The 21109-nt window shown below is 44.9% G+C and carries 21 protein-coding genes, 1 tRNA gene, 1 riboswitch and 1 other annotated feature; of the genes, 21 read left to right on the top strand and 1 reads right to left on the bottom strand.

Translation table 11 applies throughout. The features are described from left to right. Nucleotides 1–20: 20 nt before the first annotated feature. The 7 genes from BM278_RS01220 to BM278_RS01195 all read left to right on the top strand — a co-directional run bounded on the left by BM278_RS01220 (nt 21) and on the right by BM278_RS01195 (nt 7495). Nucleotides 21–794, top strand: coding sequence for an electron transfer flavoprotein subunit beta/FixA family protein (locus tag BM278_RS01220; protein ID WP_090947580.1), 774 nt, complete (start codon nt 21–23; stop codon nt 792–794). Nucleotides 795–822: 28 nt separating this feature from the next. Next, nucleotides 823–1800 (top strand): electron transfer flavoprotein subunit alpha/FixB family protein, encoded by a 978-nt coding sequence (locus BM278_RS01215; RefSeq protein ID WP_090947579.1) that lies wholly within the window; start codon nt 823–825, stop codon nt 1798–1800. A 173-nt stretch (nt 1801–1973) separates the two neighbouring features. Next, on the top strand, nt 1974–2288 hold the full coding sequence (gene trxA, locus BM278_RS01210; RefSeq protein ID WP_090947578.1) for a thioredoxin: 315 nt from the start codon (nt 1974–1976) through the stop codon (nt 2286–2288). Between the two features lie 380 nt (nt 2289–2668). Further along, a complete protein-coding gene (locus BM278_RS01205; RefSeq protein ID WP_341871177.1) occupies nt 2669–3727 on the top strand; it encodes a nucleoporin-interacting protein in 1059 nt (352 codons plus the stop codon). A 2-nt stretch (nt 3728–3729) separates the two neighbouring features. Beyond that, nucleotides 3730–4113 (top strand): hypothetical protein, encoded by a 384-nt coding sequence (locus BM278_RS19545; RefSeq protein ID WP_341871176.1) that lies wholly within the window; start codon nt 3730–3732, stop codon nt 4111–4113. Between the two features lie 18 nt (nt 4114–4131). Beyond that, complete coding sequence (gene uvrC / locus BM278_RS01200) at nt 4132–5904, top strand: excinuclease ABC subunit UvrC (protein WP_090947577.1); 1773 nt, start codon at nt 4132–4134, stop codon at nt 5902–5904. Between the two features lie 69 nt (nt 5905–5973). Continuing rightward, nucleotides 5974–6154: riboswitch (Lysine riboswitch) on the top strand. Nucleotides 6155–6268: 114 nt separating this feature from the next. Next, on the top strand, nt 6269–7495 hold the full coding sequence (locus BM278_RS01195) for an aspartate kinase (protein WP_090947576.1): 1227 nt from the start codon (nt 6269–6271) through the stop codon (nt 7493–7495). Nucleotides 7496–7520: 25 nt separating this feature from the next. Here the strand turns inward: BM278_RS01195 and BM278_RS01190 are convergent, their stop codons facing one another. Beyond that, a complete protein-coding gene (locus tag BM278_RS01190) occupies nt 7521–7976 on the bottom strand; it encodes a YslB family protein (protein ID WP_090947575.1) in 456 nt (151 codons plus the stop codon). Between the two features lie 280 nt (nt 7977–8256). Between BM278_RS01190 and BM278_RS01185 the strand changes: the two genes are divergently transcribed. The 14 genes from BM278_RS01185 (at nt 8257) to ilvN (ending at nt 21088) form a co-directional block, all read left to right on the top strand. Further along, nucleotides 8257–8865: a succinate dehydrogenase cytochrome b558 subunit gene (locus BM278_RS01185; RefSeq protein ID WP_090947574.1), complete on the top strand. Its 609-nt coding sequence runs from the start codon at nt 8257–8259 to the stop codon at nt 8863–8865. Between the two features lie 30 nt (nt 8866–8895). Continuing rightward, nucleotides 8896–10653 (top strand): succinate dehydrogenase flavoprotein subunit, encoded by a 1758-nt coding sequence (gene sdhA / locus BM278_RS01180; protein WP_090947573.1) that lies wholly within the window; start codon nt 8896–8898, stop codon nt 10651–10653. Nucleotides 10654–10656: 3 nt separating this feature from the next. After that, nucleotides 10657–11418, top strand: a complete 762-nt coding sequence (sdhB, locus tag BM278_RS01175) for a succinate dehydrogenase iron-sulfur subunit (RefSeq protein ID WP_064549636.1) — start codon at nt 10657–10659, stop codon at nt 11416–11418. A 257-nt stretch (nt 11419–11675) separates the two neighbouring features. Next, complete coding sequence (locus BM278_RS01170; protein WP_003248783.1) at nt 11676–11900, top strand: helix-turn-helix domain-containing protein; 225 nt, start codon at nt 11676–11678, stop codon at nt 11898–11900. Between the two features lie 244 nt (nt 11901–12144). Further along, nucleotides 12145–12588 (top strand): MarR family winged helix-turn-helix transcriptional regulator, encoded by a 444-nt coding sequence (locus BM278_RS01165; protein WP_090947572.1) that lies wholly within the window; start codon nt 12145–12147, stop codon nt 12586–12588. 9 nt (nt 12589–12597) lie between these two features. Then, the gene (gene racE, locus BM278_RS01160) at nt 12598–13392 is read left to right on the top strand and encodes a glutamate racemase (protein ID WP_090947571.1); all 795 of its coding nucleotides are present in this window, start codon (nt 12598–12600) and stop codon (nt 13390–13392) included. Between the two features lie 98 nt (nt 13393–13490). Then, entirely contained in the window at nt 13491–14567 is a 1077-nt protein-coding gene (locus tag BM278_RS01155; protein WP_090947570.1) for a GerMN domain-containing protein, read from the top strand. 154 nt (nt 14568–14721) lie between these two features. Beyond that, entirely contained in the window at nt 14722–15492 is a 771-nt protein-coding gene (gene rph / locus BM278_RS01150) for a ribonuclease PH (protein ID WP_090947569.1), read from the top strand. Next, nucleotides 15489–16094: an XTP/dITP diphosphatase gene (locus tag BM278_RS01145; protein ID WP_090947568.1), complete on the top strand. Its 606-nt coding sequence runs from the start codon at nt 15489–15491 to the stop codon at nt 16092–16094. Before rph ends, BM278_RS01145 begins: the two co-directional genes overlap by 4 nt. Nucleotides 16095–16100: 6 nt before the next feature. Beyond that, nucleotides 16101–16610 carry a metallophosphoesterase family protein gene (locus tag BM278_RS01140; RefSeq protein WP_090947567.1) on the top strand — a complete coding sequence of 170 codons (510 nt, stop codon included), beginning with the start codon at nt 16101–16103 and terminating at the stop codon, nt 16608–16610. A gap of 644 nt (nt 16611–17254) precedes the next feature. Further along, nucleotides 17255–17328 (top strand) — tRNA-Arg (locus BM278_RS01135). A gap of 263 nt (nt 17329–17591) precedes the next feature. Further along, nucleotides 17592–18491 carry a branched-chain-amino-acid transaminase gene (ilvE, locus tag BM278_RS01130; protein ID WP_090947566.1) on the top strand — a complete coding sequence of 300 codons (900 nt, stop codon included), beginning with the start codon at nt 17592–17594 and terminating at the stop codon, nt 18489–18491. 22 nt (nt 18492–18513) lie between these two features. Continuing rightward, nucleotides 18514–18784, top strand: a binding site (T-box leader). 73 nt (nt 18785–18857) lie between these two features. Next, complete coding sequence (gene ilvB / locus BM278_RS01120) at nt 18858–20591, top strand: acetolactate synthase large subunit (RefSeq protein ID WP_090947565.1); 1734 nt, start codon at nt 18858–18860, stop codon at nt 20589–20591. Then, a complete protein-coding gene (gene ilvN / locus BM278_RS01115; RefSeq protein ID WP_208601724.1) occupies nt 20570–21088 on the top strand; it encodes an acetolactate synthase small subunit in 519 nt (172 codons plus the stop codon). The genes ilvB and ilvN overlap by 22 nt, the downstream gene beginning before the upstream one ends. Nucleotides 21089–21109: the final 21 nt, after the last annotated feature.

Genomic DNA, 21109 nt, shown 5'->3' with positions numbered 1-21109 from the left:
TCAAAAGAGGAGGGGCTTTCATGAATATTTTTGTCTTAATGAAACGCACATTCGATACAGAAGAAAAAATTACGATTGTTGACGGCAAAGTAAATGAAGAAGGAGCGGAATTTATTATTAACCCGTACGATGAATACGCGATTGAAGAAGCGATTCAAGTGCGCGACAAACATGGCGGCGAAGTAACGGTAGTGACGGTGGGCAATGAGGATGCGGAAAAAGAGTTGCGCACGGCGCTAGCGATGGGGTGCGACAAAGCGGTGTTGATTAACGTAGAAGATGACATCGAGGCACATGACCAATATACGACAGCGAAAATTATTGCAGAATATTTGAAAGATAAAGAGCCTGATTTGATTCTAGCCGGCAACGTCGCGATTGACGGCGGTTCAGGACAAGTCGGCCCGCGCGTAGCGGAATTGCTGGGAATCCCGTATGTGACGACAATTACGAAACTCGATATTGACGGCGATAAAGTGACGGTCGTCCGCGATGTCGAAGGGGATGAAGTGGTGATCGAAACGTCGCTTCCGTTGCTTGTGACGGCGCAGCAAGGACTTAACGAGCCGCGCTATCCGTCGCTTCCAGGCATTATGAAAGCGAAAAAGAAACCGCTTGAAGAATTGGAATTGGATGACTTAGATCTTGAGGAAGAAGATGTCGAAGCGAAAACAAAAACGATCGAAGTATTCTTGCCGCCGAAACGGGAAGCTGGAAAAATTCTCGAGGGAGACATTGCCGATCAAGTGAAAGAACTTGTCCGGCTGTTGCGTTCCGAAGCAAAAGTGGTCTGATTTTATCAATAAAGTAGGGGGATTGAAAATGGCACGGAAAGTACTTGCGTTGGCAGAAATTCGCGACGGATCATTAAGAAACGTTTCATTTGAGACGATCGCTGCAGCAAAGACGATCGCTCAAGGAGGGGAAGTCGTATCCGTTCTTGTCGGAGAAAGCGTTCAATCCTATGCAAATGAATTACTTTTCCATGGCGCAGATCGCGTTGTTGTCGTCGAACATACTAATTTAAAGCATTACACATCTGACGGTTATTCGCAAGCGCTTATGGCGGTGGTTGATGCAGAAAAACCAGAAGGAATCGTATTTGGTCACACCGCTTTAGGAAAAGACTTATCGCCGAAATTAGCGATTAAATTAAACTCCGGTCTTGTTTCTGATGTGGTGTCTGTGGAAGAAGCAGGCGGCAACCTTATCTTTACACGTCCGATTTACTCTGGAAAAGCGTTTGAAAAGAAAATCGTTACAGACGGCATGATCTTTGTGACGGTGCGTCCAAACAACATTCAGCCGCTAGAGCGCGATGAATCGCGTTCTGGGGAGGTAAAAGCGATTTCCGTCGACATTAAAGATTTGCGCACTATCGTAAAAGAAGTCGTTCGCAAAACGGCGGAAGGAATCGACCTATCTGAAGCAAAAGTGATCGTTGCCGGCGGCCGCGGCGTAAAAAGCGCGGAAGGTTTTAAGCCGCTGCAAGAACTTGCCGAGGTGTTGGGCGGTGCGGTCGGCGCCTCGCGTGGCGCGTGCGATGCAGGATATTGCGATTACTCGCTACAGATCGGGCAAACGGGCAAAGTCGTCACGCCGGACCTTTATATCGCTTGCGGCATTTCTGGAGCGATTCAACATTTAGCAGGCATGTCGAACTCGAAAGTGATCGTCGCGATTAACAAAGACCCAGAGGCAAACATTTTCAAGGTGGCAGATTACGGCATTGTCGGTGACTTATTTGAAGTCGTTCCGTTGTTAACGGAAGAGTTTAAAAAATTAAAAGTGCACTCGTAATCTTGGGGAAAACGAGTGAAGCGAATCCCGCTTTGCTCGTTTTCTGCTGTCTAGCAAAGGCATAATTATTGTTGAAAAGCGAATATTAGAAACGAAGCAAAACATTCGCACTAAACTCTATTTGCATGATATACTTTGCTTACAACATAAAAGTGAAATAGGAGGAATACAGAATGGCGATTGTAAATGCGACAGATCAAACATTTGCGGCAGAAACGAAAGAAGGCTTAACATTGGTCGATTTCTGGGCGCCTTGGTGCGGACCTTGCCGCATGGTTGCGCCGGTTCTTGAAGAAGTGGACAAAGAAATGGGCGATAAAGTGAAAATCGTAAAAGTGAACGTCGACGAAAACCAAGAAACCGCTTCGAAATTCGGCGTGATGAGCATTCCGACGCTGCTTGTCTTCAAAAACGGAGAGCTTGTCGACAAAACGGTAGGCTACCAGCCGAAAGAAGCGCTTATTCAATTGCTGGAAAAACACGTATAATTCATTGTTCTTCAAGGAGATTCAGGCGAATATCGTCTGAATCTCTTTTTTTGTGATTGATAACTAAAAGTATAAAAAGACAATTGACTAAATTTAGAAAATGATGATGTATAAAATTTTGTGTAACACATTTTGCTAGACCAAAAAGAAAAAGGTAGGGTATTCTCGGTCAAGTACCAATTATTGTGTAAAATTCTATTACCAGTACAGTAAACTTGGAATTACGGAAAAAATAAAACCGCTTTTTATCGTTTTGTTTTTACATAATTTTGCGGATTTGATCGAATGAGAAGCTAAAGATTCTAACTTGCACACTAATTTTCTCAATTAGCCTCCTTCCTATCGCCAAGATTGCATAAGAACCGAAAAAGGGGAGAAAAATGCTGAAACATTTTCTAGGAAATAATCGGCTTTTGTCGTATTTCAGTTTAGGCATTTTATTTAGCCTGCTCTTTGCGGAAATCCGTTACGCCAGCCCTTTCGCGGCGACATGGGATCAAGTCGATTTTGCCTTGGCGCTAGATCGTTATGATTTATTGGCAATGCAGCCGCATTTTCCGGGATATCCGTATTTTGTTCTTGGCGGCATGCTCGTCCATGCATTCGTCGATAATCCCGCAAAAGCGTTGGCCATCTTCAACGTACTTGCGATGTTTTCCGCAACGATTCCTATCGTTTTTCTTGTAAAAAAATATCACTCGACCGCCGTGGCGTTGTTTGTTAGCGCGCTTTGCCAGTCGGCAAGCTATGTGATGCTCATTGCTGGCCAGCCGATGTCGGACGGCGCGGCGCTGGCGGTGCTGTGGTGGTATTTTTGGGCGATCGAATTGGCGAGAAAGCGCGATGCATGGTGGATACAGCTTCTTCCGCTTGCTTTTTTTAGCTTATTGATGGGAATCCGTTTGTCGTACGCTCCATTTGTGGTCGCGATTTTATGTTTATGGTATGAAGATTGGAAAAAACATCGCAACGTCCGCCGAATTGGCTGCTTTTTGGCGGCAGCTGTCTTGTTTCAGTTGATTTGGATCATAGCGGTCGCGGCGGCGGAAGGAAGCTTCCAGTCTTTTTTCAAGCTGGCTCTTTCATTTACGAGCGGCCATTTCGAAGAATGGGGGGGAACGGCGGCAAGCGACTCGCAGCCGTTATGGGAGCGAGTGATTCATTTTTTGTTTTATAATATTTTATGGACAGGAATAGCGTGCCAAAACGTAATCCTGCTTTTTTTGTATATAGTGGTATGGACGGTGATATGGCGGGCGAGGAAATCCTTGTTGCCGCGCTGGATTCTCGTTTCCGGGTTTGTTTATTTTCTTTGGGCGCTATTTGCGCAAAATATTGAGAAGCCACGCCACATTCTCCCGCTTGTTCATCTCGTTTTATTGTACGGATGGACATGCTATATTCGCAATCATATGTCTCTATGTATCGCTGGAGCGTAGCGGTGGCTGTGTTAGCCGCGCAATTCGTAACGGGAACATGGCATTTGCGCGAACAAGCGCTACAGTTGCCAGCGACATACCAGTTAGCGTATGATTTACAGAAAAGCAATGAGAAATTCGTTTTGTATACATGGGAAGAAACGCGCGTGCTCCAATACCTCGATGTTAGTTTTCCGCACAAAGACGTGCTGCACTTTTCATTTTTTTTACAGGACAAGGAGAACTATCAGCATGTTAAAATTTATATGACCGATCATGTTATTAAAGGCTTTCGAGCGCAAGGAATTTCCCTTTCCGGTCGTGTGCGGAAAGTAAAAACGTATCGTTCGAGCACGCTGGCAGATCCAGTGTACGGAAACGTTACGCTGTATGAATGGCTGAATTAATGGGATGGAGTGGTTATGATGCATGATCACTTAAAAGAAAAATTAGCCGTGCTTCCGGAGCAGCCGGGATGTTACTTGATGAAAGATAAAAATGGCACCGTCATATATGTCGGCAAAGCAAAAGTGTTGAAAAACCGCGTGCGTTCGTATTTCACCGGCACGCATGACGGAAAAACGCAGCGGCTTGTCAACGAAATTGCCGATTTTGAATATATCGTCACTTCTTCGAACGTCGAAGCACTTATTTTAGAAATGAACTTAATCAAAAAGTATGATCCGAAATATAACGTGATGCTTAAGGATGACAAAAGTTATCCGTTTATCAAGATTACCGCCGAAAAGCATCCTCGCCTAATCATTACACGAAAAGTGAAAAAAGACGGCGGAAAATATTTCGGACCGTATCCGAACGTACAGGCAGCAAACGAAACGAAGAAACTGTTAGATCGCATTTATCCGCTGCGCAAATGTTCGACTATGCCGAACCGCGTTTGTTTATATTATCATATGGGGCAATGTCTTGCACCGTGCGTATATCCTGTGTCCGAACAGCAAAATAAAGAAATCGTTGAACAAATCGCCCGCTTTTTAAGCGGCGGGTATAAAGAAGTAAAAAAGGAACTTGCGGAAAAGATGAGAAAAGCAGCCGAAGCGCTTGAATTTGAACGGGCGAAAGAATATCGCGATCAAATCGCCCATATTGAAGCGACGATGGAAAAGCAGAAGATGATCATGAACGATTTCGTTGATCGCGATGTGTTCGGCTATGCGTATGACAAAGGTTGGATGTGCGTGCAAGTATTTTTCATTCGCCAAGGAAAACTGATTGAACGTGACGTATCGATGTTTCCGATGTATCAAGACCCGGATGAAGAGCTCCTCACATTTTTAGGACAATTTTATACAAAAGCGAACCACTTTAAGCCGAAAGAAGTCATTTTGCCTGTTGACATTGACGGCGAGCTTGCCGAGCAGTTACTGGAAGTAACGGTCGTTCAGCCGAAAAAAGGAAAGAAAAAAGAACTTGTTGATTTAGCCAGCAAAAACGCGGCAATTGCTTTAAAAGAAAAATTTTACTTAATCGAGCGAGACGAAGAACGGACGATCAAAGCGGTCGAAAACTTAGGAAAAATGTTGGGGATTCCGACGCCGCATCGCATTGAGGCGTTTGATAACTCCAACATTCATGGCACGGATCCTGTTTCGGCAATGGTGGTGTTTATCGATGGAAAACCGGAGAAAAAAGAGTACCGCAAATACAAAGTCAAAACGGTAGCGGGGCCGGATGACTATGAATCGATGCGCGAGGTGGTGCGGAGACGCTATACGCGCGTGCTGAAAGAAAAGCTTCCGCTTCCCGATTTAATTATTATTGACGGCGGAAAAGGACATTTAGCTGCGGTAAGGGATGTGCTTGAAAACGAATTAGGGCTTGATATTCCGCTCGCCGGGCTCGCAAAAGACGATAAGCACCGCACATCCGAGTTAATCATGGGCGATCCGCCGCAAATCGTTCCGTTAGCGCGAAACAGTCAAGAGTTTTATTTATTGCAACGCATTCAAGATGAGGTGCATCGGTTTGCGGTGACATTTCATCGGCAAACGCGCGGAAAAACGATGTTGCGCTCTGTGCTAGATGACATCCCTGGCGTTGGAGAAAAGCGAAAAAAAGCGTTGTTAAAGCATTTCGGTTCCATTAAAAACATAAAAGAAGCGACGGTCGAAGAATTGCAAAAAGCGAACATTCCGCGCCCTGTGGCCGAAAAAATTTATCAGAAATTGCGAGAATAATATTGTCAACAACATAAAAGTTTGATATGATTGCAATAAATTTTATATTTATACACTTCCGAACGCCGAAGTGAAGATAGAGGCGCGAACTTCAAGAGTACACATTCGGAGGAAAATGAGTTCCGAAGATGGATGTGGAAAGGGGAGCTTCGCCGAAGTGGAAAAAGTCTCATTGCTTTTTCCGCTGGTCCTGCGTTTAAGAAATGTAGGACTGTCAAGATGGGGTTCATCTTGGAGAGCTATCTCACTGTGCGGTGCGAATTCGATTTTTTTCGTTTCGTGATGCACAGCAATGGGATTTCTCTCATTGCTGTTTTTATTTGCAAGCAATAAGCGACATTCATAGGTAAAAGGGTGAGACATAGTGGGAATTATTGTACAAAAATTTGGCGGAACGTCTGTTGGCTCGATCGAAAGAATTCAACATGTGGCGAATCGGGTCGTTGAGGAAGCAAAAAAGGGAAATAAAGTCGTCGTCGTTGTTTCTGCGATGGGAAAAACAACCGATGAACTTGTCGACTTAGCGAAACAAATTTCCGATCATCCGAGCAAGCGCGAAATGGATATGCTTCTTTCGACAGGGGAACAAGTGAGCATTGCGCTGCTTGCAATGGCGCTTCATGAAAAAGGATGCAAGGCCGTTTCGTTAACAGGATGGCAAGCGGGAATCACGACGGAAGAAATGCACGGCAATGCCCGCATTATGAATATTGATACGACCAGAATCCGCCGTCACCTTGATGAAGGAGCAATTGTGATCGTGGCGGGATTTCAAGGAGTGACGGAAACAGGGGAAATTACTACGCTCGGACGCGGCGGCTCCGATACGACGGCGGTGGCGTTGGCGGCGGCGCTAAAAGCGGATAAGTGCGATATTTATACGGACGTAACCGGCGTGTTTACGACAGATCCGCGTTACGTAAAAACGGCAAGAAAAATAAAAGAGATTTCTTATGACGAAATGCTTGAGTTAGCCAACTTAGGGGCGGGAGTGCTGCATCCGCGCGCCGTTGAATTCGCGAAAAATTATGAAGTGTTGCTTGAAGTGCGTTCGAGCATGGAAAGGGAAAGTGGAACGATCGTAAAGGAGGAAGTTTCAATGGAGCAGCATTTAATCGTGCGAGGAATTGCGTTTGAAGATCAAGTAACGAAAGTGACAGTGTATGGAATTAAACATAATTTATATACATTGCCGACTATTTTTACAGCGCTTGCCAATCGAGGCATCAATGTAGATATTATTATTCAAAGCGCTACTAACTCAGAAGAAGCGTCCGTTTCTTTTTCGATTCACACTCAAGATCTGCCAGAAACGCTTCAAGTATTGCAGTCATTGGAAGGGGCGAACGTGCAATACGAAAGCGGTTTGGCCAAAGTGTCGATCGTCGGCTCCGGCATGATTTCCAATCCGGGGGTAGCCGCAAAAATGTTTGAAATTTTGGCAAATCAAGGAATTGAAATAAAAATGGTCAGCACGTCGGAAATTAAAATTTCCACGGTGATTGACGAAGAAAACATGGTACGAGCAGTTGAAGCGCTTCATGAAGCGTTCGGGCTCGCCGATGAAGCGAAAGCGGCGCACGTAAAATGACAGAAGCCTGCGCGGCGCAGGCTTCTTAGCGATTTATTTCATCTTTGCGATCCCATTTGATAATGATTAGCGCTTTATTAGCCCGTTTCTTTTGCTGTTCGAACGCTTCGGCAACGCGGCGCTTTTGGTGCTCGATTTGCTGAGCGAGAAAGCCCGCTTCCAGCTGGAACGTGCAATTTTCGTGGAGAGCGAACCGCGCGGTAATGATCGGGCCTGTCAACTCGACATGCAACTCGTCGCTGCGCTCTTCGACAATGGAAAGTGTTCCCCATCCGGCTTTTTCAAAAAACGCGATAACATCGGGCATTGTTTCTAGCGGATAGCGGCGCGCCAAGCTTTTACCAGCCCAGTATAAAATGCTTGCTGTTTCTTTTCCGAGCAATTCAGGAAGAAGAATTTGCCGAATGAGTTCAGAGCCAAATGCGGAAATATGAATGTTTTCTAATGTTTTGTATTGTTCTTCTAGTGATGGCAGTTTCACGTGATTCCCCTCTTTCTATCTATTCAACATTATAACGAAACGGAGGGAAGCGTGCATTATCTTTCTGATGATTTTTAGATGTTGTTTTAATATTCAAACGTTTGAACATTTTGTGACTTTGTTTTCTTGACGCTTGTACGATGTGGGAGTACAATGAATGTGACACAATGATTAATGGGAATGGAAGCAGTTACAAACTCTATTAATCATTCATGTTCTCATTTTTGTGGATGGGGAGCACTATTTTCATTGTTGTTACTATTTAAAGGGGGTTTACATAATGGCAGGAAATCGCGAGTTTTACTATCGTCGGCTCCATTCACTGTTGGGAGTCATTCCAGTAGGAATCTTTTTAGTGCAACATTTAGTCGTAAACCATTTTGCGACAAGAGGACCGGAAGCGTTTAACCGCGCTGCTTCCTTTATGGAGAATTTACCGTTTCGTTATTTTTTAGAAATATTCGTCATTTTTCTTCCGCTGTTGTTCCACGCTATTTATGGGCTTTATATCGCTTTTACGGCGAAATTTAACGTGGGACGTTTCGGGTACTTCCGCAACTGGATGTTTGTGTTGCAGCGGATCACCGGAATCATCACATTAATTTTTGTGACATGGCATGTATATGAAACTCGAGTGCAAGCCGCATTTGGAGCGGACGTAAACTATGAAATGATGGCGAATATCGTCGATAATCCGGCTATGCTTGCGTTTTATATTGTCGGAATTTTGTCAACGGTGTTCCATTTTGCAAACGGTTTATGGTCTTTCTGTGTAAGCTGGGGGTTAACGGTGTCTCCTCGTTCACAACAAGTTTTTACATACGTGACAATGCTCATTTTTGTCGCGCTTTCCATCGTCGGCATTCGTGCCATTTTAGCATTTGCTTAATACTAGCAATCTTTTAGGGAGTGAGTAGCAATGAAAAAAGGAAAAATCATCGTAGTTGGTGGCGGTCTAGCTGGACTAATGGCAACGATTAAAATCGCGGAAGCAGGCGTGCCTGTTGAGTTGTTCTCGCTCGTGCCTGTAAAGCGGTCTCACTCTGTCTGTGCGCAAGGTGGGATTAACGGCGCGGTTAATACGAAAGGGGAAGGCGATTCTCCTTGGGAACATTTTGACGATACCGTATATGGCGGTGACTTTTTGGCGAACCAGCCTCCAGTGAAAGCGATGTGTGAGGCAGCGCCAGGCATCATTTATATGCTTGACCGTATGGGAGTCATGTTCAACCGTACTCCTGAAGGGTTGATTGATTTCCGTCGCTTTGGCGGGACACAGCATCACCGCACTGCATACGCAGGGGCGACGACAGGTCAGCAAATATTATATGCGCTTGATGAACAAGTGCGTCGCCATGAAGTAGAAGGACTTGTAACGAAATATGAAGGATGGGAATTTTTAGGTATTGTTTTAGATGACGAACAAATTTGCCGCGGAATTGTCGCGCAAGACTTGAGATCAATGGAAATTAAAGCGTTTCCTGCGGATGCGGTCATCATGGCGACAGGCGGGCCAGGGGTCATTTTCGGAAAATCGACGAACTCGATCATCAACACCGGTTCGGCGGCGTCGATCGTCTATCAACAAGGTGCGTATTACGCAAACGGAGAGTTTATCCAAATTCACCCGACGGCGATTCCGGGAGACGATAAATTGCGGTTGATGAGTGAATCGGCCCGCGGGGAAGGCGGAAGAGTCTGGACATATAAAGACGGAAAACCTTGGTATTTCCTTGAAGAAAAATACCCGGCTTACGGGAACCTTGTGCCTCGTGATATCGCAGCAAGAGAAATTTTCCACGTTTGCGTTGACTTGAAGCTCGGCATCAACGGAGAAAACATGGTATATCTTGATCTTTCTCATAAAGATCCGAAGGAACTAGATGTGAAACTCGGCGGTATTATTGAAATTTACGAGAAATTTATGGGTGAAGACCCTCGTAAAGTGCCGATGAAAGTGTTCCCGGCCGTACACTACTCGATGGGTGGCTTATGGGTCGATTATGACCAAATGACAAACATTAAAGGGTTGTTTGCGGCTGGCGAGTGCGATTACTCGATCCATGGTGCCAACCGTCTCGGAGCGAACTCCTTATTATCAGCGATTTACGGTGGCATGGTTGCTGGGCCAAACGCGGTCAGATACATTCGCGGTTTGGAAAAATCGGCGGACGCAATGCCGTCATCGTTGTACGATCGCTATGTCAAAAAAGAAGAAGAACGCTGGAATAACATTTTATCGATGGATGGAACGGAGAACGCATACGTGTTGCATAAAGAGCTTGGCGAATGGATGACGGCAAACGTGACGATCGTCCGCTACAATGACAAGTTGCTGAAAACAGATGAAAAAATTCAAGAATTGCTTGAACGATATAAAAATATCAGCGTAACGGATACATCGAAATGGAGCAACCAAGGCGCGACATTTGTCCGTCAATTGTACAATATGCTGCAATTAGCGCGGGTCATTACGCTGGGCGCTTACAACCGTAACGAAAGCCGTGGCGCACACTATAAACCGGAGTTTCCAGAGCGCAATGACAAAGAATGGCTTAAAACAACGATGGCGCGTTATACTCCGGATGGACCAGCATTCCACTATGAAGATGTCGATGTATCGTTAATTAAGCCACGCAAACGCGACTACACGAAAAAGAAAGAGGAAGTGAAGTAAACGATGAGCGAGAAAAAAACGATCCGACTCATTATCACACGTCAAGACCGGCCTGATTCTGCGCCATATGAAGAAGAATTTGAAATTCCGTATCGCCCGAATATGAATGTCATTTCCGCGCTGATGGAAATTCGCCGCAATCCGGTGAACGCGAAAGGGCAAAAAACGACCCCAGTTGTATGGGAAATGAACTGTCTTGAGGAAGTATGCGGCGCTTGTTCGATGGTCATTAACGGAAAACCTCGCCAAGCGTGCACAGCGTTAATTGATAAATTGGAACAACCAATCCGTTTGGAACCGATGCGCACGTTCCCGGTAGTGCGCGACTTGCAAGTAGACCGCAGTCGCATGTTTGATTCGTTGAAAAAAGTAAAAGCATGGATTCCAATTGACGGAACGTACGACTTAGGTCCTGGTCCACGTATGCCGGAACGGAAACGCCAATGGGCGTATGAACTTTCCAAATGTATGACGTGCGGCGTATGTTTAGAAGCATGTCCAAACGTCAACAGCAAATCGAACTTTATCGGCCCTGCACCGCTTTCCCAAGTGCGCCTATTTAACGCGCATCCGACAGGCGCGATGCATAAAGCGGAACGGATGAAAGCGATCATGGGAGACGGCGGTTTGGCGAACTGCGGCAACTCGCAAAACTGCGTGCAAGCTTGTCCAAAAGGAATTCCGTTAACGACTTCGATCGCTGCGTTAAACCGCGAAGCGACGATTCAAATGTTCCGCAACTTCTTTGGAAGCGACGAAGTATAATGGCGAAAATCCTCTTCATGATTTTCATGAAGAGGATTTTTTGTTCGTCGGGGAACAAATGAATAAACATACAGGAAAAAGCGTTTCTTGAAGCAAGGCGAAACAGTTTCAGACAGCGCGTTTGTTTAGAAAAAACACCTATTTTTCTATTAGATAAGCGAAATTCCGTCACCGCAACTCCTTCTTTCACATACTATATGGTGAATAATACCCATCCGGTAGTTCAGGTCTAGTGAAAGCAAGGAGGGTTACAATACTTGAAGGACAAATCATTTCAACCGAAGCCGTTGCTGACGAAAAGAGAGAGAGAGGTATTTGAATTATTAGTTCAGGATAAGACGACAAAAGAAATTGCCAGAGAGCTGTTTATTAGTGAAAAAACGGTTCGTAACCACATTTCGAATGCAATGCAAAAACTTGGGGTAAAGGGGCGATCCCAAGCGGTTATTGAATTGCTTCGAATGGGGGAGCTTGAACTATAAGGAATGCCGGCTAACCTTACTTTTAAGGTAGCCGGTTCGTTATATTTTAGAGTCAATAACATTGTCTAGCGGTTTAATTTTAAAGTCTCATTAGTGAAAAACTGTTGATTATGCGAGAAAGTGTAGTAAAATGAACATGACGCAGAAAAACTTGTCGAACAAATTTTCTTCATCAATGCTTTTGAATTGCATTTTTGCAGAAAAACGTTAAAAATAATAAGTGCGCCGTTGTAGGGGAGATTGTATGCCGTTTCACTTGGATGAAAAGACTGTTGCTGAACTTGAAAAGTTGCTTCGCTATATCGCCGCGATTTTAAAACAACGAGGTCGCGAAATTTTAACGCAGTACCCGATTACACCGCCGCAATTCGTTGCGTTGCAATGGCTGTTAGAAGAAGGGGACTTGACGATTGGTGAATTATCGAACAAAATGTATTTGGCGTGCAGCACAACTACAGATTTAGTAGATCGAATGGAAAGAAACGGACTTGTTGCTAGAGTAAAAGACCGCCATGACCGGCGAGTCGTGCGCATCCATCTTCTTGAAGAAGGTGAGCGAATTATCGAGGAAGTGATTAAAAAGCGCCAACACGACTTGGCGCGAGTGCTGCAAAGTTTTTCCGATGAAGAAATTGTCTTTTTAGAGAAATGCTTGCGAAAATTACATCAAGAAATGAAAAAAGAATGAGGCGATCACTTGGAAAGAGCAATTGGTGTTATTGACTCAGGAGTTGGCGGATTAACCGTTGCAAAAGAAATCATGCGACAATTGCCAAAAGAACGGATTATTTATCTCGGAGATACGGCGCGTTGCCCGTACGGACCACGCCCAGAAGAAGAAATTCGTCAGTTTACATGGGAAATGACGAATTATTTATTGCAGTATAATATTAAAATGCTTGTTATTGCTTGCAATACGGCGACAGCTGTCGTATTGGACGAAATTCGGGAACAGCTCGATATCCCGGTATTAGGTGTGGTGCATCCCGGAGCTCGTGCGGCGTTAAAAGCGACGAAGAACGGCCATATCGGCGTGATTGGCACGATTGGCACGGTAAAGAGCGGCGCGTATGAAAAGGCGCTAAAGTCTATTAACCCTCGAGTTCATGTGGAAAGTTTGGCGTGTCCGAAATTTGTTCCGCTTGTAGAAAGCGGAAACTTTGAGGGGGAAGAAGCCAAGAAAATCGTGGCCGAATCGCTTGAGCCGTTTAAGTCGAGCAATATGGATGTCCTTATTTTAGGATGCACTCACTATCCTTTGTTAAGTCCTCTTATTCGAGAATATATGGGAAAACGCGTCAAACTAATTTGCTCCGGTGATGAAACGGCGCGTGAAGTTAGCGCGATTTTGCATCATAGCCATCTTCTTTATACTGGGCAACGTGCGGCGGAGCATTTGTTCTTCACCACGGGATCAAAGGAACTGTTCCAAAAAATTGCTTCCAAATGGTTTGGAAAACCGATTGAACGCGTTCAAACGATAGAATTATAAAAAATCCTTTAGCTTTTACGCTAAAGGATTTTTTTATTCTATTTTCCAAAAGTGCTCGTATACATAGTAGTACAAACTATGTGTAGGAGGGAAATTTCATGTTCAACCGAGGAGCGTGGAAGCTAGCCGCATCTGTTGTCGCATCGTTGCTGTTGCTTGGCGGCTGCGGGCTATTTGGAAAGGATGAAGCGGTTAAGGAAATTGACCCGCCGCAGGATGTGAGCTATTTAAAAGATGGGCAATCACTGCAAGAAACAACTGAAAACCAAAAAGAAGAAAAAGATGTGAAAAAAGCAACGGAAACAGTGAAACGTGAACTTTACTTAATTGATAAAAATGGATTTGTCGTGCCGCAGACGGTGGAACTGCCAAAGACGGACGCTGTCGCGAAGCAAGTTCTTGAATATTTAGTAGAAGATGGCCCGATTTCGGAAATGTTGCCGAACGGTTTTCGCGCTGTGCTGCCTGCAGATACGCGCGTGTTAGGGGTAAAGCTGGAGAAAGACGGCACGATTATCGCTGATTTCTCACCGGAGTTTGCAAATTATAGACCGGAAGACGAAAAGAAAATTTTACAGGCCATTACATGGACGTTGACACAGTTTGATAATGTGAAAAAAGTAAAAATTCGCATTAACGGCTATGACCAAGATGTCATGCCTGTCAATAAAACACCGATCCAAGATGGCGTCAGCCGCGCCGATGGGATTAATATGGAAGCAAGCGGTGTTATTGATATTACAAATACGCACCCTGTTACCGTTTATTTTGTCGCGCAGCAAGGAAACAATACGTACTACGTCCCTGTAACACGGCGCGTGCCCAATAAAGAAAAAGACGATGTTGTTGCCGCGGTGAACGAATTAATTAAAGGGCCGAGCTATGGCAGCGGTCTTGCAAGTGAGTTTCAGCCAGATACTCAGTTAGTGGGAAAGCCAAAATATGAAGATGGGAAAGTAACGCTAAACTTCAATGAAGCGATTTACGGCAGCAATAAGAAAAATGTCATTTTGGATCATGTATTAAATTCGCTCGTTCTTTCATTAACCGAGCAAAAAGGAATTGAAAGTGTCGCGATTACGGTAAATGGAAAGGCAAATCTTGTAAGAGAAGATGGAAAACCGCTATCCGAGCCGGTGACAAGGCCGGAAAAAGTAAACGCAGAAAGCTTTTAAAAAAATCATTTATTTAATGACAGAATCTTACACTATTTTAGAAAAATTATTGTGTAAACGAATAGAGCGGCTAGCAGTTGGATGCGATATTATGATATAAAAAAGAGGTAGGCGTGTGCTACCTCTTTCTGTTTATGGTAAAGGAGGCTTTTGAATGAGAGTAGATGGTAGAGAAAACAAGCAACTGCGTCCTGTACATATGGAAAAACATTTTATTAAACACGCGGAAGGATCGGTATTTATTACAGTTGGCGATACAAAAGTGATTTGTACAGCAAGTATCGATGATAAAGTGCCGCCGTTTATGCGCGGCGGAGGAAAAGGATGGATTACTGCGGAATATGCGATGCTGCCGCGAGCGACAGAACAGCGAAACGTGCGGGAATCTAGCAAAGGAAAAGTATCGGGGCGAACAATGGAAATCCAGCGTCTTATTGGCAGGGCGCTTCGTTCTGTCGTTAATTTGGACAAACTAGGCGAGAAAACGGTATGGATCGACTGTGATGTCATTCAGGCAGATGGAGGGACGCGGACAGCATCGATTACAGGAGCGTACGTAGCAATGGTGTTAGCATTCGCGAAATTGGTTGAAGAAAACAAACTCGATGAGTTACCTGTAAATGATTTTCTAGCCGCTACATCTGTCGGTATCGATCCGGAGCATGGAATCATTCTTGACTTAAACTATGCGGAAGATGCGCGGGCGGAAGTCGATATGAACATTGTGATGACAGGGGCTGGCCGCTTTGTTGAAATTCAAGGGACAGGAGAAGAGGCGACATTTTCGCGGGAACAATTAAACGAATTGTTGGATACAGCAGAAGTCGGAATTCGACAGTTGATCGACATTCAGCGGAAAACGTTAGGGGAACTTGCCGCGCAAATTGACATGAAGCGAAGCCAAGAAAGCGGGGATGCATTGTGAAACAAGTTATTATCGCAACGAAAAACGCTGGAAAAGCACGGGAGTTTCAAGAACTTCTCACAAAAAAAGGAGTAGAAGTGAAGTCGCTTCTAGACTTTCCGAATTGCCCGGATGTCGAGGAAACGGGCAACACGTTTGCCGAAAACGCGATATTAAAAGCGGAGGCGATGGCTCATTATTTTCAGACGATCGTCATCGCCGACGACTCCGGTTTAGCGATCGACGCTTTACATGGAAGACCGGGGGTGTACTCCGCCCGCTACGCCGGAGAAGAAAAGGACGACCAAAAAAATATCGCCAAGGTATTAGAAGAATTGAAAGGAGTTCCGTTTGAAAAACGGACGGCACGCTTTCATTGCGCACTTGCTGTTGCAGCGCCGGGACGCCGCACGACCGTCGTGGAAGCGACGTGCGAAGGATACATTACCGAGGCGCCAAAGGGAGAAAACGGATTTGGGTACGATCCGATTTTTTTCGTTCCGCAAAAAGGAAAAACAATGGCGGAATTATCCAAAGAAGAGAAAAATCAAATTAGCCATCGGGCCAAAGCGTTGGCGAAACTGGAAAAACAGTGGGACGAAATCATGAACGGTAAGGAGTAGAGAAAGATGAGAGCGTTAATTATTAGTGATAGCCATGGATTAACGAAAGAATTAGAAGAAATCGCGGCGCGCCATCGCCATGAAGTCGATGCGCTCATTCATTGCGGCGATTCGGAGTTGTCTCCTGATCACAAAGAAATTGAGCATTTTTTGATCGTGCGCGGGAATTGCGATTTTGCCAAACAATTTCCTAACGAACGAATCGAAGAAATTGCTGGAATTCGTTTTTTTATCACTCACGGCCATCTTTATAATGTGAAAATGTCGTTAATGAATCTTTACTATCGCGCGAAAGAAGTAGAGGCAAAGGTGGTATGTTTTGGCCATTCTCATATCGCCGGCGTTGAGATGATTGACGATATTTTGTTTATTAACCCGGGAAGCATTTTGTTGCCAAGAACGAGAAAAGAAAAAACGTACGCACTGTTGCAAATAGAAGGCGGAAAAGCAACGGCTCGATTTTACGAAGTCGATGGAAAAGAAGTGCACCTTCTCACGAAAACATTCACTTTATGAGCGGGGTGTTCCCCGCTCTTTCTCATATTGACTTTATTAAAAAACTTTTCTATAATATAGAATGTCTTTGAAAGATGCAAAGTTCTTAACGATGCTTCGCAGTAGGTGGCGAATTGTCTCGACGATGCGTCCGACCGCTTCGAATTAGCTGGCAGAGGAAGAGACAGCGACAAGCGATACTTCCATGAATCCGCTTCGAGTTGTCCCGACGCATCTTACTTCTTTGAATTCACTAGCAGAGGAAGGGACAATGAATCTGTGGATTTAGCGTGAAATGTCGTGTCCCAGTAGCTCAGCTGGATAGAGCAACGAGCGACGCATCATCGAATATGCTACGAGTTGCCTCGACGCACCCAGCTTCCTTGAATCAGCTAGTAGAGGAAGAGGCAGCGACGAGCGATACTTCCATGAATCCACTTCGAGTTGTCCCGACGCATCTTACTTCTTTGAATTCACTAGCAGAGGAAGGGACAATGAATCTGTGGATTTAGCGTGAAATGTCGTGTCCCAGTGCTCAGCTGGATAGAGCAACGAGCGACGCATCATCGAATATGCTACGAGTTGCCTCGACGCATCCGGCTTCTTTGAATCAGCTAGTAGAGGAAGAGGCAGCCATTCAAAAAAAGAAGAATGCATAATACCATGTCCCAGTAGCTCAGCTGGATAGAGCAGCGGCCTTCTAAGCCGTCGGTCGGGAGTTCGAATCTCTCCTGGGACGTTATCCCTCCTTTTCTTCAATGGAAAAGGAGGGTTTATTTTTGTGCCGCAAACGCTAAAAAATTTTTTGGTTGAGGGAATTCGTTGATTCTATCGATATGTAAGCGCATACAAATAGTCTAATGAATCGAAATATTCAAAAAAACCATATTGACTCTCTTTTGTTTTAGGATTATTATAATTTTCAAATAAATCAAACAGAAATACACAATGATGAGCAGTGTAATGAACAGTTCGTACTTACCAGGGAAGAGGGGAACAAAATTGAGTGAACAATGGATTTTTTTAAACGGTGAGTTTGTGCGAAAAGAAGATGCGAAAATTTCGGTATACGATCACGGTTTTTTATATGGTGATGGCGTATTTGAAGGAATTCGTGTCTATAGCGGTAACGTATTCCGATTAAAAGAGCATATGGATCGCCTTTATAATTCGGCAAAATCCATTTTGTTAACGATTCCTTATACAAAAGAAGAATTAACAAATTATGTCGTTGAGACGATACGAAAAAACCAATATCAAGACGCGTATATCCGCCTTGTCGTTTCACGCGGAGTCGGCGATTTAGGTCTTGATCCATATAAATGCCAAAAACCGCAAGTCGTTATTATCGTTGAGCCACTGGCGCTTTTCCCTAAACATTTATATGAGACGGGAATCGAAGTGGTGACGGTTGCGACTCGAAGAAACCGTTCGGATGTGCTTAGCCCAAAAGTGAAGTCGCTGAACTATTTAAACAACATTCTTGTCAAAATTGAAGCACATCTCGCCAATGTAAACGAAGCGTTGATTTTAAACGACCAAGGATACGTAGCTGAAGGATCGGGAGATAACGTCTTTATCATTAAAGATGAAGTAATATACACGCCGCCTGGATACGTTGGGGCGCTTGAAGGAATTACTCGTCAAGCTATTATCGAAATCGCGCAAGACCTTGGTTATGTCGTAAAAGAAGAACCATTTACGCGCCACGACGTTTACGTCGCTGATGAAGTCTTTTTAACTGGAACGGCTGCCGAAGTGATCGCTGTTGTGAAGGTGGATGGGCGCGTGATCGGTGAAGGAGTGCCGGGACCGCATACAAAACGGTTGCTTGAAGAATTTAGACGTCGCGTTGTTTCCGAAGGAGTAAAAGTATATCAAACAAACGTGAACGTTGGATGATGTACAACAAAAATTTTAATACGTGAAAGCGATGAAGAGGATAAGTAGTCAGCGGGGACAGCATCCACAGAGAGCCGGGGTAGCTGGAAACCGGTGATGCTGCCGCTTGATGAACTCACCTCTGAGCGCCAGCCCGAACGTTATGCAACTAGTAGGGCTGGACGGGTGGAGTGCGCGCTTGCTTCACTCGTTACTAAAAAGAGCGATTGGTCGATTTGCCGATCGCTCATGAGGTGGCCTTATGGCCACGAAGAAGGGTGGTACCGCGGAAAGTGAACCTTTTCGCCCCTTTGACCGAAGCAAAGTAGGTCATCGTGGGTGAAAAGGTTTTTTTCATAGTGATGAAAAACGCGAGGAGGATGGAAAATGTCGAGGATGAAAGTGGAGGAAAAAACGTTTGAAAAAACAAAAATGAGCGGAGCGTTAATGCTCATTGAAGCGTTAAAGTCGGAAAATGTAGAAGTCATTTTTGGATATCCGGGCGGAGCGGTATTGCCGCTTTACGATAAGTTGTATCAATCGGGAGTATTTCACGTATTAACGCGGCATGAACAAGGAGCGATTCATGCGGCGGAAGGGTATGCGCGCATTTCTGGAAAACCGGGCGTTGTGATTGCGACGTCAGGACCTGGAGCGACAAACATTGTGACAGGGTTGACGGATGCAATGATGGATTCGCTGCCGCTCGTCGTATTTACCGGCCAAGTTGCAACGAGCGTCATCGGTTCCGATGCGTTTCAAGAGGCGGATGTTCTCGGAATTACGATGCCAATCACGAAATATAATTACCAAGTTCGGGATATAAGCGAACTTCCGAAAATCATTAAAGAAGCGTTTCATATCGCTACGACAGGAAGACCAGGTCCTGTGTTGATCGATATCCCAAAAAATATTACCACAGCCGAAGGGGAATTTGATTACGAACAAGAGGTCCATTTACCAGGATATCAACCGACGACACAGCCAAACCATTTGCAAATTCGCCGTCTTGTTGAGGCGGTTAGCCAATCGAAAAAACCTGTCATTTTAGCAGGAGCAGGCGTATTACATGCGAACGCTTCAAATGAATTGAGGCAATATGCCGAACAGCAAAATATTCCGGTTGTTCATACGCTATTAGGCTTAGGTGGATTTCCAGCTGATCACCCACTGTTTTTGGGGATGGCTGGCATGCACGGCACGTATACAGCAAATATGGCGCTATATGAATGCGATTTGCTCATTAACATTGGGGCACGGTTCGATGACCGCGTTACGGGAAATTTAAAATACTTTGCGCCAAAAGCGACGGTCGCACACATTGATATTGATCCAGCGGAAATTGGGAAAAACGTGCCGACGAAAATTCCGATCGTCAGTGATGCGAAAGCGGCCTTGCAAGAATTGATTCATCAACAAGGAAAACCGGCGGACACAACGGCATGGCTTGACCAGTTAAACGAGTGGAAACGGCGCTTTCCACTGTATTACGAAGATGACGCGCAAACGATTAAGCCGCAAAAACTGATCGAAATGATTTATGAACTAACGAATGGAGACGCGATTATTACAACGGATGTCGGGCAACATCAAATGTGGGCGGCGCAATACTACAAGTTTAATAAACCGCATCGCTGGGTGACTTCCGGCGGGCTCGGAACGATGGGATTTGGCCTTCCGGCGGCGATCGGTGCGCAACTTGCCGATAGAAACGCTACGGTCGTATCCATTGTCGGTGACGGCGGTTTTCAAATGACATTCCAAGAGTTAGCGGTTATTCAAGAATTGCGGCTGCCAATTAAAGTGGTCATCATCAATAATCAAGCGCTCGGCATGGTTCGCCAATGGCAAGAACTGTTTTACGAAAAACGATATTCTCATTCTCTCATTCCAAATCAGCCGGATTTTGTAAAGCTAGCAGAAGCGTACAATATGCCGGGCTTCCGAGCGAAAACAGAGGCGGAAGCAATGGAAGTGCTGAAGAAAGCATTTGCGATCGACGGTCCGGTTTTGCTTGATTTCCACGTCAAGGCGGATGAAAATGTCTATCCAATGGTTGCACCTGGAAAAGGATTGCATGAAATGGTGGGGGTGAAAGCGTGCGAAGAATTATCACAATGACCGTCAACAACCGTCCCGGTGTTCTCAACCGCATTACCGGGTTATTTACGAAGCGGCATTACAACATCGAAAGCATTACGGTAGGGCATACGGAAGTAGAAGGAATTTCCCGGATGACGTTTGTTGTCAACGTCGAAGATGAGCGGACGGCAGAGCAAATTATTAAACAGCTAAACAAGCAAATTGACGTGCTCAAAGTTAGCGATATTACCGATCAGGCGATTGTCGCGCGAGAGTTGGCGCTCGTGAAAGTGTCGGTGACGCCGGCGCTTCGCCAAGAGATTTATACGCTCATTGAGCCGTTCCGTGCTTCCGTTGTCGATGTAAGCAAAGACAGCCTCGTTATTCAAGTAACGGGCGAATCCGAAAAAGTCGAAGCGCTCATTGAGTTATTGCGACCTTACGGAATTAAAGAAGTGGCAAGAACAGGAACAACAGCGTTTACACGCGGCTCCCAAAAAACAGCCGCTATGCATAAAACTGCTTTCATTATCTAAAAAACTACGAAAAAGGAGAGA

This window comes from Parageobacillus thermantarcticus (assembly GCF_900111865.1).
GTDB classification, from domain to species: domain Bacteria; phylum Bacillota; class Bacilli; order Bacillales; family Anoxybacillaceae; genus Parageobacillus; species Parageobacillus thermantarcticus.
The sequence above is the reverse complement of the archived record's forward strand: the minus strand, read 5'-3'. Positions and strand labels throughout refer to the sequence as shown.